14 protein-coding genes are annotated in these 14,479 nt (G+C 72.3%); 11 read left to right on the forward strand and 3 right to left on the reverse strand.

Annotation, left to right across the window (positions count from 1 at the left end):
- Window position 1 precedes the first annotated feature (1 nt).
- On the reverse strand, window positions 2-985 hold the full coding sequence (locus HGA03_RS08890; RefSeq protein ID WP_373307705.1) for a putative F420-0 ABC transporter substrate-binding protein: 984 nt from the start codon (window positions 983-985) through the stop codon (window positions 2-4).
- 194 nt (window positions 986-1,179) lie between these two features.
- Between HGA03_RS08890 and HGA03_RS08895 the strand changes: the two genes are divergently transcribed.
- Window positions 1,180-1,932 (forward strand): SDR family oxidoreductase, encoded by a 753-nt coding sequence (locus HGA03_RS08895; protein WP_168629876.1) that lies wholly within the window; start codon window positions 1,180-1,182, stop codon window positions 1,930-1,932.
- Here the strand turns inward: HGA03_RS08895 and HGA03_RS08900 are convergent.
- Window positions 1,929-2,522: a dihydrofolate reductase family protein gene (locus HGA03_RS08900; RefSeq protein WP_168629877.1), complete on the reverse strand. Its 594-nt coding sequence runs from the start codon at window positions 2,520-2,522 to the stop codon at window positions 1,929-1,931. The genes HGA03_RS08895 and HGA03_RS08900 overlap by 4 nt on opposite strands.
- Before the next feature lie 30 nt (window positions 2,523-2,552).
- Window positions 2,553-3,221 carry an HAD hydrolase-like protein gene (locus HGA03_RS08905; protein WP_168629878.1) on the reverse strand — a complete coding sequence of 223 codons (669 nt, stop codon included), beginning with the start codon at window positions 3,219-3,221 and terminating at the stop codon, window positions 2,553-2,555.
- 62 nt (window positions 3,222-3,283) lie between these two features.
- On the opposite strand from HGA03_RS08905, the gene HGA03_RS08910 reads away from it, so the two are divergent.
- The 10 genes from HGA03_RS08910 (at window position 3,284) to ndk (ending at window position 14,459) form a co-directional block, all read left to right on the forward strand.
- Window positions 3,284-3,790, forward strand: a complete 507-nt coding sequence (locus tag HGA03_RS08910; protein WP_168629879.1) for a phosphoribosyltransferase — start codon at window positions 3,284-3,286, stop codon at window positions 3,788-3,790.
- 244 nt (window positions 3,791-4,034) lie between these two features.
- Complete coding sequence (gene ileS / locus HGA03_RS08915; RefSeq protein WP_168629880.1) at window positions 4,035-7,289, forward strand: isoleucine--tRNA ligase; 3,255 nt, start codon at window positions 4,035-4,037, stop codon at window positions 7,287-7,289.
- Window positions 7,286-8,653 carry a bifunctional folylpolyglutamate synthase/dihydrofolate synthase gene (locus HGA03_RS08920; protein ID WP_168629881.1) on the forward strand — a complete coding sequence of 456 codons (1,368 nt, stop codon included), beginning with the start codon at window positions 7,286-7,288 and terminating at the stop codon, window positions 8,651-8,653. The genes ileS and HGA03_RS08920 overlap by 4 nt, the downstream gene beginning before the upstream one ends.
- A 110-nt stretch (window positions 8,654-8,763) precedes the next feature.
- Window positions 8,764-9,759 (forward strand): dihydroxyacetone kinase subunit DhaK, encoded by a 996-nt coding sequence (dhaK, locus tag HGA03_RS08925; RefSeq protein ID WP_168629882.1) that lies wholly within the window; start codon window positions 8,764-8,766, stop codon window positions 9,757-9,759.
- Between the two features lie 51 nt (window positions 9,760-9,810).
- Window positions 9,811-10,449 carry a dihydroxyacetone kinase subunit DhaL gene (gene dhaL, locus HGA03_RS08930; RefSeq protein WP_168629883.1) on the forward strand — a complete coding sequence of 213 codons (639 nt, stop codon included), beginning with the start codon at window positions 9,811-9,813 and terminating at the stop codon, window positions 10,447-10,449.
- Entirely contained in the window at window positions 10,446-11,156 is a 711-nt protein-coding gene (gene dhaM / locus HGA03_RS08935; protein ID WP_168629884.1) for a dihydroxyacetone kinase phosphoryl donor subunit DhaM, read from the forward strand. Before dhaL ends, dhaM begins: the two co-directional genes overlap by 4 nt.
- A gap of 64 nt (window positions 11,157-11,220) precedes the next feature.
- A complete protein-coding gene (locus HGA03_RS08940) occupies window positions 11,221-11,832 on the forward strand; it encodes a TetR/AcrR family transcriptional regulator (protein ID WP_168629885.1) in 612 nt (203 codons plus the stop codon).
- 85 nt (window positions 11,833-11,917) lie between these two features.
- Window positions 11,918-13,585 (forward strand): MDR family MFS transporter, encoded by a 1,668-nt coding sequence (locus HGA03_RS08945; RefSeq protein ID WP_168629886.1) that lies wholly within the window; start codon window positions 11,918-11,920, stop codon window positions 13,583-13,585.
- A 9-nt stretch (window positions 13,586-13,594) separates the two neighbouring features.
- Window positions 13,595-13,987 carry a DUF4233 domain-containing protein gene (locus HGA03_RS08950; protein ID WP_168629887.1) on the forward strand — a complete coding sequence of 131 codons (393 nt, stop codon included), beginning with the start codon at window positions 13,595-13,597 and terminating at the stop codon, window positions 13,985-13,987.
- A gap of 46 nt (window positions 13,988-14,033) precedes the next feature.
- A complete protein-coding gene (ndk, locus tag HGA03_RS08955; protein WP_168629888.1) occupies window positions 14,034-14,459 on the forward strand; it encodes a nucleoside-diphosphate kinase in 426 nt (141 codons plus the stop codon).
- Window positions 14,460-14,479: the final 20 nt, after the last annotated feature.

Raw genomic sequence — 14,479 nt, forward strand, 5'->3', positions numbered from 1 at the left:
CTCAGCCGTTCAGATCCGCGAGCTGGTCGGTCAGCGACACCACGGCGTCCACATTGCGCACCCCGGCCTCGGTCGCCGGGAACGGCAGGGTCAGGTAGCGCTGCTGCTGCACCGCGGTCAGCTGCGCGGTGGCCGGGTTCGACTCCAGCAGGTCGATCTTCGCCTCGGCCGTGTTCCAGTCCGCGTCCACCAGCACGATCACGTCCGGGTCGGCGGCGACGATCTGCTCCCACCCGGCGGAGGTCCAGGTGTCGTGCACGTCGGCGAAGATGTTGGTCAGCCCGGCGGCGTCCATGATCATCTGCGGCGCGCCGATCCCGGCCCCGACGTAGGGGGTGTCGGTGCCCGAGGAGTACCAGAGCGCGGTGGTGCCGTCCTCGGCCGGGGTGACCGCGTCCAGCACGGCCTGCTGCTCGGCGACCAGTTCCTCGGCCCGGTCCGTGGCCCCGAACAGCGAGCCGGTCTCCCGGATCTCGTCGAACAGCCCGTCGAAGGTCAGCGGGTCCGGCATGTACTCCGGCTCCTTGCACGCGGCGGGGGAGACGTAGGTGCCGATCCCGAGCTGCTGCAGGCCGTCCCGCTCCCCGGCGCCGTCCGCGCTGAAGTTCGACTCCCAGCCGGCGTAGACGAAGTCCGGCTGCACCGCCAGCAGCGCCTCCTGGCCGGGCACCTGATCCGACAGCACCGGGATGTCCGCGGCCTCGTCGGCCAGATCCTCGGGCAGCGGGCCGTCGGCGAAGGCGGTGCCCACCATCCGGTCGGCCAGCCCCAGGCTGAGCAGCAGCTCGGTGGCGGTGGACTTGATCGTCACGATCCGCTCCGGCGCGGCGTCCACCGTGACCTCGGTGCCGCAGTTGTCGACGGTCACCGGCGTGAACGAGGTGGTGCCGGTGGTGTCGGACGGGGTGGCGGCCGAGTCGCCACCGGCGCAGGCGGCCAGGGTGAGGACGACGGGCAGGACGACAAGGGCCGGGCGGATGCGCACGGAACGGACTCCCAGGGGGACGCGGGACAACGACGAAGGGGTCGGACGCGCATCCGGCGTCCTGTCGCGTCGCCCACTCACCGGGCGGCGGCATCCGGGCCACGATCCGGCTCGGTCCGACGACCAGCCTACGCCGGACCTGCTGGTGGTCGTAGGGTCGGACCTGCTCCACACCCAGGCAGGAAGGCACCGCCATGACCAGCACCCCCACCCTCCGCGCCGTCGTCACCGGTGCCTCCTCCGGCATCGGCGCCGCCACCGTCCGCCGGCTGCGCGCCGAGGGCTGGCAGGTGGTCGCCGTCGCCCGCCGCGCCGACCGGCTGGCCGCCCTGGCCGACGAGACCGGCGCCGAGGCCTTCGCCGCCGACCTGACCGTCCAGGCCGACGTCGACCGGCTCGCCGCACACCTGGCGGCCACCGGTGGACTGACCAGCCTGGTCAACAACGCCGGCGGTGCCTTCGGCCTCGAACCGGTCGCCCAGGCCGACCCCGCCGACTGGCAGCGGATGTACGACATCAACGTGCTCGGCACCCTGCGGATCACCCAGGCCCTGCTCCCGCTGCTGGAGGCCTCCGGCCGCGGCGACATCCTGGTCGTCACCTCCACCGCCGCGATCGGCCCCTACGAGGGCGGCGGCGGGTACACCGGGGTCAAGCACGCCGAGCGGATGCTCACCACCACCCTCCGGCTGGAACTGATCGGCCGGCCGGTCCGGGTGATCGACATCGCCCCCGGTGCGGTCGCCACCGAGGAGTTCTCGCTCAACCGGTTCGGCGGCGACGCGGAGCGGGCGGCCCAGGTCTACGCCGGGTACCAGCCGCTGGTCGCCGAGGACATCGCCGACGTGATCGCCTTCGCGCTGACCCGGCCGCACCACGTGAACATCGACACGCTGGTGGTCCGGCCCCGGGCGCAGGTGTCGAACACCCAGACCGCGAAGGGCTAGGCCCGCCGCCGGTACGTCGTGTGCAGCACCAGCTCCGTCGCCCGCGCCGCCACCGGCACCAGGTCCACCGCCGCCACCCCGTCGAACAGCCGCTCCCCGGCACCCAGCAGCACCGGCGCCACGTGCAGCCGGAGCTCGTCGATGGAGTCGATCAGCTGGCGCACCGTGGACGCCCCGCCGCAGATCGACACGTGCCGGTCCCCGGCGGCTGCCCGGGCGCGGTCGAGGGCGGCCTGGGGCCCGTCGGTGACGAAGTGGAAGGTGGTGCCGCCGGCCATCACCAGGTCGGGCCGGGGGTGGTGGGTGAGGACGAACACCGGGCCGTGGTACGGGGGTTCGTCGCCCCACCAGCCGTCCCACGGGTCGGCGGACTCCCAGGGGCCGCGGATCGGGCCGAACATGTTGCGGCCCATCACGTAGGCACCGGCGTCGACGATCGCGGCGAGTTCGGTGGCGTTCTCCTCGGCGGCCTCGAACTGCCAGCGGTGCACCAGTTCACCGCCCTCGCCCAGCGGATGTTCCAGGTCCTGGCCCGGACCGGCCACGAAGCCGTCCAGGGACACTGCCAGATCACAGACCACGTCGGCCATGGGTCGCCCTCCCTTATGCGGGCTCCGACGCTAGCCCCGGTGGTCGAGGGCTGCCAGCGCCGTCCGGGCGAGGTCGCCGGGGTGGTCGGCGACGGCGAACGCCCCGGCGGCCGCCAGTTCGCCGGGGGCGGCGTAGCCCCAGCCGGCGCCGATCGTGGCGATGCCGTGCTCCCGGGCGCCGTGCACGTCGTGTTCGCGGTCGCCGACCATGATCCGGGGGCCGTGCGCGTCCAGCCCGGCCATGGCCAGTGCCCGGGCGACGACCTGGGCCTTGCTGCCGCGACGGCCGTCCATCGAGGCACCGGCGATCGCGTCCACCCGGCGGGTCAGGTCCAGGTGCGCGCAGATCCGCACCGCGAACGGCTCCGGCTTGGAGGTGGCGACGATCAGCCGGGCGCCCGCGTCGCGCAGGTCGGCGAGGGCGGCGGGGATGCCGGGGTAGACGGCGTTGTCGAACATGCCGGTGGCGTACGAGCGGCGGTAGGCGGCGACCGCCTCGTCCAGCCGGTCGGCCGGGACGCCGTGGCCGAGCAGGTTCTCGTGCAGCGGGGGTCCGACGAAGCCGCGCAGCACGTCCTCGGCGGGGACCGGGATGCCGAGCTGGGCGTAGGTGTCGCGGATCGAGCCGAGGATGCCGGGGGCGGAGTCGGTCAGGGTGCCGTCGAGGTCGAGCAGGACGAGCGGGCGGCGCGGGGACATGGGCCCCATGGTCGCAGGCCGGTCCCATCCTGGGCGCACCGCGGGCCGTCTAGCATCGGCACATGACGATCGCCGAGGCCGCAGTGGGACAGGACCTTCCCGAGGATCGCGAGATCCTGACCTGGGACACCTTCGGCGAGGCGGCCCGCGAGCTGGCCCGCGAGGTGGTGGCCTCGGGCTTCGCGCCGGATGTGGTGATCGCGGTGGCCCGTGGCGGGCTGCTGCCGGCCGGTGCGCTGTCCTACGCGCTCGGGCTGAAGGCCTGCGACGCGCTGAACGTGGAGTTCTACACCGGGGTGGACGCCCGGCTGGCCGCGCCGCAGGTGCTGCCGCCGTTCCTGGACACCGACGCGCTGGTCGGCCGCCGGGTGCTGGTGGTCGACGACGTCGCGGACACCGGGGAGACCCTGGCACTGGTGCAGAAGATCGTCGCCAAGCACTGCGAGGAGGCGCGCACGGTGGTGCTGTACGCCAAGCCGCACTCGATCGTGTCGCCGGACTTCGTCTGGCGCCGCACCGCGAAGTGGATCACCTTCCCGTGGTCGGCGCTGCCGCCGGTGACCGCCTGAGGCGCGGCCGGGCTACCATGTCCGGCACAGGCACCGATCCGGCCATCACCGGGGAGCCTCCGGAAGAACGGGCCGCACGGCCCCAGTAGAACCGGACGGGTAGGCCCGTCACAGCCGTGATGAGTGGTCGGGCGCCCTCGGGCGGGTCGGCAAGCGGGGTGGTACCGCGGTTCCCGGCGACGGCAGTCGCCCGGGTGTCGTCCCCGTGGCCCCGCTGAACCGCCGACCACAGGAGAGCGCCGTCATGGCCTACCCGATGCACCGCGACGAGCCCACCGACGCCGCCGCGCTGCCCGCCTCCCCGGACCTGCCCGCCCTGGAGCAGCAGGTGCTCGACTACTGGCAGCAGGACGGCACGTTCCAGGCCTCGATCGACCAGCGCCCGGCGGGGGAGAACGGCGCGAACGAGTTCGTGTTCTACGACGGCCCGCCGTTCGCCAACGGCCTGCCGCACTACGGGCACCTGCTGACCGGCTACGCCAAGGACATCGTCGGGCGCTACCAGACCCAGCGCGGCCGCCGGGTGGAGCGCCGGTTCGGCTGGGACACCCACGGTCTCCCGGCCGAGCTGGAGGCGGAGCGGATCCTCGGCATCACGGACAAGTCGCAGATCGAGGAGATGGGGATCAAGGCCTTCAACGAGGCCTGCCGGTCCTCGGTGCTGCGTTACACCCGGGAGTGGGAGGAGTACGTCACCCGGCAGGCCCGGTGGGTGGACTTCGAGCATGACTACAAGACGCTGGACCCGACCTACATGGAGTCGGTGATCTGGGCGTTCAAGCAGCTCTACGACAAGGGCCTGGCCTACCAGGGCTACCGGGTGCTGCCGTACTGCTGGCACGACCAGACCCCGCTGTCGAACCACGAACTGAAGATGGACGACGACGTCTATCAGGACCGGCAGGACCAGACCCTGACGGTCTCCTTCCCGTTCATCGGTGAGGCGGCCGAGGCGGCGGGCCTGGCCGGGGTGTCCGCACTGGCCTGGACCACCACGCCGTGGACGCTGCCGACCAACCAGGCGCTCGCGGTGGGGCCGGACGTGACCTACGCGGTGCTGCCCGCCGGGCCGAACGGGACCACCGCCGGGGACGGGCCGTTCCTGCTGGCCGCGGACCTGCTGGCCGGTTACGCCAAGGACCTGGGCTACGACGACGTCGAGGCCGCCCGGGCCGCCGTGACCCGGGAGCTGCCGGGCCGTGAGCTGGCCGGCCTGCGCTACCGGCGGTTGTTCGACTATCTGGCCGATCGGGACGACCAGGCCAACGCCTGGCAGGTGCTGCTCGGCGACTTCGTCACCACCGAGGACGGCACCGGTGTGGTGCACCTGGCCCCGGCCTACGGCGAGGTCGACTCCGAGGCGTGCGAGGCGGCGGGCATCCCGACCGTGCTCAGCGTGGACGACGGCGGCCGGTTCCTGCCGTTCGTGACCGACGTCGCCGGGGAGCAGGTCTTCGACGCGAACCGGCCGATCAGCCAGCGGCTGAAGGCGGAGGGCCGGGTGCTGCGCCAGGCGTCCTATGTGCACTCCTACCCGCACTGCTGGCGCTGCCGGAACCCGTTGATCTACAAGGCGGTGTCCTCCTGGTTCGTCCGGGTCACCCAGTTCCGGGACCGGATGGTCGAGCTGAACGAGCAGATCACCTGGGTGCCGGAGCACATCAAGGAGGGCCAGTTCGGCAACTGGCTGGCCGGTGCCCGGGACTGGTCGATCTCCCGGAACCGGTTCTGGGGCACGCCGATCCCGGTCTGGGTGAGCGATGACCCGGCGTACCCGCGGGTGGACGTGTACGGCTCCTTCGCCGAGCTGGAGGCCGACTTCGGGCGGTTGCCGGTGAACGACGACGGCGAGCCGGACCTGCACCGGCCGTTCATCGACGAGCTGACCCGGCCGAACCCGGACGACCCGACCGGCCGCGCGACCATGCGCCGGATCGAGGACATCTTCGACGTGTGGTTCGACTCCGGGTCGATGCCCTACGCCCAGGTGCACTACCCGTTCGAGAACACCGACTGGTTCGAGCATCACTACCCGGGCGACTTCATCGTGGAGTACATCGGGCAGACCCGCGGCTGGTTCTACCTGCTGCACGTGCTGGCCACCGCGCTGTTCGACAAGCCGGCCTTCCTGACCAGCGTGTCGCACGGCATCGTGCTCGGCTCGGACGGCCGCAAGATGTCCAAGTCGCTGCGCAACTACCCGGACGTGACCGAGGTCTTCGACCGGGACGGGTCGGATGCGATGCGCTGGTTCCTGATGGCCTCGCCGATCCTGCGCGGCGGGAACCTGGTGGTCACCGAGGAGGGGATCCGCTCCGAGGTCCGCCAGGTGCTGCTGCCGCTGTGGAGCACCTGGTACTTCTTCGCGCTCTACGCCAATGCCGCGAAGACGCCGGTGGCCGCCCGCCGGGTCACCCCGGACGACCAGCTCAGCACGATGGACCGCTACCTGCTGGCCCGGACCCGCACCCTGGTCGAGCAGGTCACGGCCCAGTTGGACGCCTATGACGTGCCCGGCGCCTGCGAGACGGTCCGCCAGCACCTGGACCTGCTGACCAACTGGTACGTGCGCACCCAGCGCGACCGGTTCTGGGCCGAGGACCCGGTGGCGTTCCACACGCTGTGGACCGCGCTGGAGACCCTGACCCGGGTGATGGCCCCGCTGGCGCCGCTGCTGACCGAGGAGGTCTGGCGCGGGCTGACCGGTGGCCGCTCGGTGCACCTGACCGACTGGCCGGTGCTCGGCGACGGCGGAGCGGACGACCTGGCGCTGGCCCCGGCCGACGACCTGGTCGCCGCGGTGGACGCGGTGCGCGAGGCGGTCTCGGCCGCACTGGGCCTGCGCAAGGCGCATGGCCTGCGGGTGCGCCAGCCGCTGCACGAGCTGCGGGTGGCGGTGGCCGACCCGGCCGCGCTGGCGCCGTTCACCGACCTGCTGGCCGGGGAGCTGAACGTCAAGGCGGTCCGGCTGACCACGATCGAGGAGGCCGGCCTGGATGTGCGGCAGAACCTCGCGGTGAACGCCCGGGCCGCCGGTCCGCGCCTGGGCCGGGGGGTGCAGGCCGCGATCAAGGCCGCCAAGTCGGGCGCGTGGTCGGTGGACGCCGACGGCCAGGTGGTCGTCAGCACCGACGACGGGCCGGTGCCGCTGCTGCCCACCGAGTACGAGCTGTCCACCACCATCGACATGGCCGGGGGCGAAGGGCTGGCGGCCGGGGTGCTGCCCGGCGGCGGGTTCGTGCTGCTGGACCTGCGGCTGGACGACGCGCTGCTGGCGGAGGGTTACGCCCGGGACGTGGTGCGTGCGGTGCAGGACGCCCGCAAGGCGGCCGGCCTGGACGTGTCCGACCGGATCGCGCTCACCCTGGGCGTGCCGGAGCAGGACCGGGCCGCGGTGGAGACCCACCGGGACTTCATCGCCCGGGAGACCCTGTCCACCTCGGTGTCGGTCGGCACCGCTGGCGAGCTGACCGTGACCGTGGCCAAGGTGGGCGCATGAGCAAGCCGAACGCGGACGCCCTGGCCGCCCAGGCCCGGCGGGAGGCCGACGAGGTCTACGCCGGCATCCTGGAACGCCGCCCGGAGCACGACATCGACCCCACCCTGGACCGGGTCCGCCAGGTCTGTGAGCTGCTGGGCGACCCGCAGCGCGCCTACCGGGTGGTGCACGTGACCGGCACCAACGGCAAGACCTCCACCGCCCGGATGATCGAGCGGCTGGTCCGCGAGCACGGACTGCGCACCGGGCGGTTCACCAGCCCGCACCTGAGCCGGGTGACCGAGCGGATCGCGATCGACGGCGAGCCGATCAGCGACCAGGACTTCGTGGCGACCTGGCAGGACGTCGCGCCCTACGTGCACATGGTGGACGTGCGGGAGCAGGAGCAGGGCCGCCCGGGCCTGAGCTTCTTCGAGGTGTTCGCGGTGATGGCGCTGGCCGCCTTCGCCGACGCCCCGGTGGACGTGGCGGTGATCGAGGTCGGGATGGGTGGCCGCTGGGACGCCACCAACGTGGTGGACGGCGAGGTCGCGGTGATCACGCCGGTGGCGCACGACCACGAGCGCTGGCTGGGGCACTCCCTGGTGGAGATCGCCGGCGAGAAGTCCGGGATCATCAAGGACGGCGCGACCCTGGTGCTGGCCGAGCAGCAGGAGGAGGCCGAGGCGGTCATTCTCGGCGAGGCGGCGGCCCGGGGTGCCCGGGTGGTGCGCGAGGGCGTGGACATCGAGGTGCTGGACCGGCAGATCGCGGTCGGCGGGCAGCTGCTCACCCTGCGCGGCACCGGTGGCATCTACACCGAGGTCTTCCTGCCGCTGTTCGGCGCGCACCAGGCGCACAACGCGCTGGCGGCGCTGGCGGCGACCGAGGCCCTGATGGCCGGCGGCGGCGCGCTGGACGGCGGGGTGGTCGAGGCGGCCTTCGCCGATGTCGACTCCCCGGGCCGGCTGGAGATCGTGCGCGCCAGCCCGACGGTGATCGTGGATGGGGCGCACAACCCGGCCGGTGCCGAGTCGCTGGTCGCCGCGCTGGACGAGGCCTTCGCCTTCCAGCGGGTGGTCGGGGTGATCGGCGTGATGGGCGACAAGGACGCGGAGAACATCCTGGCGACGCTGGAGCCCGCACTGGCCGAGATCGTGATCACCCGGGCGGCGTCGGATCGCTCGATGGAGGTGGACGACCTGGCCGAGATCGCGGTGGACGTCTTCGGCGAGGACCGGGTGCACATCCGTGAGCGGCTGGACGATGCCGTGACCCTGGCCGGCGACCTCGCCGAGGGCGGGGTGGAGCGTGGCGCCGGGGTGATCGTCACCGGGTCGATCTTCCTGGTCGCGGAGGCGCGGGTGCTGTTCGGGCGCGCCTGAACGAACGTGCACACCTAGTGCACGTTTCCTCCTTGACGCGCCGGGCAACCGCCGCGACTGTGGGGACAGCAGACGACGCCGTCTGCTGTCCCCGCGGAAAGGACTCGGCCGTGAAGAAGCTCATCAACGACCCGCAGAACGTCGTCGCCGAGTCGGTGGAGGGCTTCGCGCTCGCCCACGCCGACCTGGTCACCATGCACACCGATCCGCTGTTCGTCAGCCGGGCCGGGGGTGCGGTCGCCGGCAAGGTCGGCCTGGTCTCCGGTGGGGGCAGCGGGCACGAGCCGCTGCACGCCGGGTTCGTCGGTGCCGGGATGCTGGACGCCGCGGTGCCCGGCGCGATGTTCACCTCCCCGACCCCGGATGCCATCGCCCCGGCGATCGCGGCCGCCGACGCCGGCGCCGGTGTGCTGGCGATCGTGAAGAACTACACCGGCGACGTGCTCAACTTCGAGACCGCCGCCGAGCTGGCCGAGGCCGAGGACATCACCGTCCGCACCGTGATCGTGAACGACGACGTCGCGGTCGAGGACTCGCTGTACACCGCGGGCCGCCGCGGCGTGGCGGGCACGGTGGCGGTGGAGAAGATCGCCGGTGCCGCCGCCACCCGGGGCGACGACCTGGATGCGGTCACCGCGGTGGCGCAGAAGGTGATCGACAACGTGCGCTCGATGGGCGTGGCGCTGACCGCCTGTACCGTCCCGCACGCCGGCAAGCCGTCCTTCGACCTGCCCGAGGACGAGATCGAGATCGGGATCGGCATCCACGGCGAGCCGGGCCGGCACCGGATCCCGCTCGCCCCGGCGGACGAGATCACCCGGATGCTGCTCGACCCGGTGGTCGAGGACCTGGGCCTGGCCTCGGGCGAGAACGTGTTGCTGTTCGTCAACGGTATGGGTGGCACGCCGCTGAGTGAGCTGTTCGTCGTCTATCGTCAGGCTCGCAAGCTGCTGGAGGAGCGCGGGGTCGCGGTGACCCGGTCGCTGGTCGGCAACTATGTGACATCACTGGAGATGCAGGGCGCCTCGGTCACTGTGCTCCGGCTGGACGACGAGCTGACCGCGCTCTGGGATGCGCCGGTCACCACGCCCGCGTTGCATTGGTGACGTACAGCCGGACAACAGGGTCAGCGGCGTCGCGAGAGGTGGCAACGGAGCATGGCGGAGAGCCTGGGTACGGACTGGGCGGTGGCGTGGATTCGGCGCACCGCGCAGGTGGTGGCCGAGCACCGGGAGGAGCTGATCGAGCTCGACCGGCAGATCGGGGACGGTGACCACGGGGAGAACCTGAGCCGGGGCTTCACCGCCGTGGTGGCCAAGCTGGACGGGCTCGACGAGCCGCCGGCGGACCCGGGTGCGGTGTTCAAGCTGGTCGCCACCACCCTGATGTCCACCGTCGGCGGCGCGGCCGGTCCGCTGTACGGGACCGCCTACCTGCGGGCCGCGAAGGTCACCGGGGTGCCGGAGCTGGACGCCCAGGCGGTGGTGGCGCTGCTCGAGGCCGGCCTGGAGGGCATCGTGGCGCGCGGCAAGGCGACCACCGGGGAGAAGACCATGGTGGACGCCTGGACCCCGGCGGTGGAGGCCGCGGTGTCGGCCGCCGATCAGGGTGCGTCCCCGGCGGCGGTGCTGGCCGCCGCCGCCGAGGCCGCCCGGGCCGGTGCCGAGGCGACCGTGCCGATGCTCGCCACCAAGGGCCGGGCCTCCTACCTGGGTGAACGGTCGGTGGGGCACCAGGACCCGGGTGCCACCTCGACCGCGCTGATCCTGGAAGCGGCCGCGGAGACCGCCGCATGACCGCGGGGGTCGCCCTGGTCCTGGTCTCGCACTCGGCACTGATCGCCGAGGGGCTGCGCGACCTGGCCGGGCAGATGGCACCCGGGGTGACGATCGTGCCCGCCGGTGGTGACCCGGCCGGTGGGCTGGGCACCTCGGTGGACCTGGTGACTGAGGCGATCGAGCAGGCCGCCGCCGAGGACCGGCAGGTGCTGGTGCTGACCGACCTCGGCTCGGCGGTGCTCACCACCGAGATGGTGCTGGAGCTGCTGGACGAGGACGTGGCGGCCCGGGTGCGACTGGCGGAGGCCCCGCTGGTCGAGGGCGCGGTGGTCGCGGCGGTCGAGGCCGCCGGGGGCGCCGGGCTGGACGCCGTGCAGTCCGCGGCCGAACGCGCCGGCGGTGCCCCGGTTGCCGAGCCCCCTGCGGCGCCGGCCGCCGAGGCACCCGCCCCCGCGGCGGAGGACCCCGGGGCGATCTCCGGCCAGGTCACCGTGCGCAACCCGCTCGGGCTGCACGCCCGTCCGGCCGCGATCCTGTCCCGGATGATGGCCGGGTTCGATGCCGCGGTGCAGGTCAACGGCGTGAACGCGGCCAGTGTGCTGGAGTTGATGCAGCTCGGTGCGACCCAGGGGCAGACGCTGACCCTGTCGGCGACCGGGCCGCAGGCTCGGGCCGCGGTGGACGCCTTCATCGGCGCGGTGGACGAGGGGTTCGGCGAGGTCTGACTGTGACGCGGGAGACAGCCCGCGTGGTACGACGGATTCTGCAGAGCGTGCAAAAATGCATGCCATGCAAGAAGTTGATCAGGGGCTGCGGGCGCGCAAGAAGCGTGCCCGGCTCGAGGCGCTGGTCGACGCCACCCACCGCCTGGCGGCCGAGCACGGCCTGGACCAGGTCACCGTCGAGGCGATCTGCGCCGAGGCGGGCTGCAGCGTGCGCACGTTCTTCAACTACTTCGAGTCGAAGGATGACGCCGTCCTCGGCATGACCCAGTGGAGCTTCGACTCCGAGGCGGCCGAGGTCTTCGCCGCGGGCGGCCCCACCGGGGACCTGCTGCCCGACCTGGAGGAACTGGTCCGGGTGGTCCTGGGTCACCCGCCGCTCGGCAAGGAGCGGATGGCCCGGGCCTTCGAGCTGGCCAAGGGTCATCCCGAGCTGCTGATCCGCGCCTACTCCCTGATCCAGCAACACCACGACGACACCGCCGAGCTGGTCCGCCGCCGGCTCGGCAGCGGCTGCGACGAGGCGACCACCCACCTGGTGGGCGCCCTGCTGATGAGCCTGGCGCACAGCACCTTCGTGCGCTGGGACTCCTCCGGCCAGACGGGGGAGGTCCAGGAGTATTTGCCTTCCGTCGTCAGCGACCTGGCAGGCATCCTGACCACCCGCGCCCCGGCCTGACCACCGCCGCGCCCCTCACCACCACCACCCGCCGATGACGGCTCGCCGTCCAGCGGTGTGCCCCGACCCCAGAACGGACCTTCCCATGGCGAACACGGCACCTGCGCCGGACAAGCCGCTGGTCGTGCTGAACCAGCGCACGATCTGGCTGATCTTCGGAGCGCTGCTGGCCAGCATGCTCCTGTCCTCCCTCGACCAGTCGATCGTCGGCACCGCGATGCCGACCATCGTCGGCGAGCTGAACGGCGTCGAGCACCAGGGCTGGGTCATCACGATCTACATCCTGGCGATCGCGATCGTGATGCCGCTCTACGGCAAGTTCGGCGACCTGTGGGGGCGGCGCTGGCCGTTCCTGTTCGCCATCGGCCTGTTCACCCTGGCCTCGGCCGGTGCCGGCTTCGCGCAGTCCTTCATCGAGCTGGTGATCTGGCGCGGCGTGCAGGGCCTGGGCGGCGGCGGGCTGATCATCCTGTCCCAGGCGATCATCGCGGACATCGTGCCGGCCAAGGAGCGCGGCAAGTACATGGGCCCGATGGGCGCGCTGTTCGGTGTCTCGGCGGTGGCCGGCCCGCTGCTCGGCGGCCTGTTCACCGACCACGCCGACTGGCGCTGGTGCTTCTGGATCAACATCCCGATCGGGCTGGCCGCGCTGATCACCGCCTGGTTCACCCTGAAGCTGCCCAGTCACCGCTCCGGTCGCAAGCTGGACGTCGCCGGGATCGTGCTGCTCACCCTGGCCACCTCCGGCATCGTGCTGGTGACCAGCTGGACCTCGCTCACCGGCGAGGGCGGCTACGACTGGTCCGACGGCCGGCTGATCGGCCTGCTGATCGGCACCCTGGTCGCCGCGGTGGCCTTCGTCCTGGTCGAGCTGCGCGCCAGCGAGCCGATCCTGCCGCTGCACCTGTTCAAGAACAGCACCTTCACCCTGGCCACCCTGATCGGCCTGGTGATCGGGATGGGCATGTTCGCCTCGCTGGCGTTCCTGCCGACCTTCCTGCAGATGTCCACCGGCTCCGGGGTGACCGAGTCCGGGCTGCTGATGCTGCCGATGACGGTCGGCGTGATGCTCACCGCGATCACCTCCGGCTTCCTGATCACCAAGACCGGCCGCTACAAGCTGTACCCGGTGGTCGGCATGGCGATCGCCACCGCCGGCCTGGCCTGGCTGACCGCGATCACCGGCGACATGTCGATGGTGCTGTTCGGCGTGATGATCTTCGTGCTGGGCGCCGGTCTGGGCCTGGTGATGCAGACCATCGTGCTGGCGGTGCAGAACTCGGTGGACCCGAAGGAGATCGGCACCGCGACCAGTGCCAACAACTTCTTCCGCGAGATCGGCGCCGCGGTCGGCACGGCCCTGTTCTCGACCATCTTCACCACCCGGCTGACCGAGCGGCTCACCGGCGTGTTCGGCGACGGTGGTGGCGCGGTGGACGGCTCCGCCGGTGCCGACTCGCTCACCCCGGCGGTGGTGGCCCAGCTCCCGCCGGAGCTGCACGACGGGGTGGTCAACGCCTACACCGACGCCCTGGCGCCCGCGTTCTGGTACCTGGTCCCGCTGCTGGCGGTCGGCTTCGTCCTGGCGCTGTTCCTCAAGGAGGTCCGGCTGTCCGACGTGGCCGGCATGGTCGCCCGCGGCGAGGCGGTGGCCGCGCCCCGGAGTGCTGAGTCCGGCCCCGCGGCGGATGAGCCGCAGCCCGTGGTGGCCGTCACCGCGACCGCGGACCCCGACCCGCGTGACGACAGGTAACCTGCCCGCGTGAGTCAGCCAGCACCGCGGCCCGTCCGCCGGAAGAAGCCCGCCAAGCCCCAGTTCACCTCGACGATCCTGTTGCTCGAGGGTGTGCTGGTGCTGTTCGCGGCGCTGACGGCGTACGGGCTCGCGGTGCTGCCGGCCGCCGTGATCTGGACCGTGGCCGGGGTGATGTTCCTGGTCTTCGTCCTGCTGTCCCGGATGGTGACGCTGCCCGGCGGGTACATCGCCGGGTCGATCGCCCAGGTGCTGGTCCTGGCCTGCGGCTTCGTGATCCCGATGATGTTCCTGCTCGGGGTGGTGTTCATCGCCCTGTGGGTGGCGGCGTACCGGCTCGGGTCGCGGATCGACGCCGAGCGCGCGGCCTATGACGCCGCCCACCCCGAGGAACTCGGCTAGCCCGACCGGAGGACGCCGCCCGGCGCGCCAGCTTAGGGTGACCGGCATGAGCGACATCCAGCGCACGTTGATCCTGGTCAAGCCGGACGCAGTCCGCCGTGGCCTCACCGGGGAGGTGCTCCGCCGGATCGAGGCGAAGGGCTACACCCTGGTCGCCGCCGAGCTGCGGACCGCCGACGACGACCTGCTCGCCGCGCACTACGCCGAGCACCAGGGCAAGCCGTTCTTCGGCGCCCTGGTCGAGTTCATGAAGTCCGGGCCGGTGCTGGCCGTGGTCGCCGAGGGCCAGCGGGTGATCGAGGGCTTCCGGTCGCTGGCCGGGTCCACCGAGCCGACCGCCGCCGCGCCGGGCACCATCCGCGGCGACCTGGGCCGGGACTGGGGGAGCGCGGTGGTGCAGAACCTGGTGCACGGGTCGGACTCCCCGGAGTCGGCCGCCCGGGAGATCGGGCTGTGGTTCCCCGCCCTGTGATCCCCTGACCGACCGTCGAG

Source organism: Cellulomonas denverensis (assembly GCF_012396125.1).
GTDB lineage: Bacteria > Actinomycetota > Actinomycetes > Actinomycetales > Cellulomonadaceae > Cellulomonas > Cellulomonas denverensis.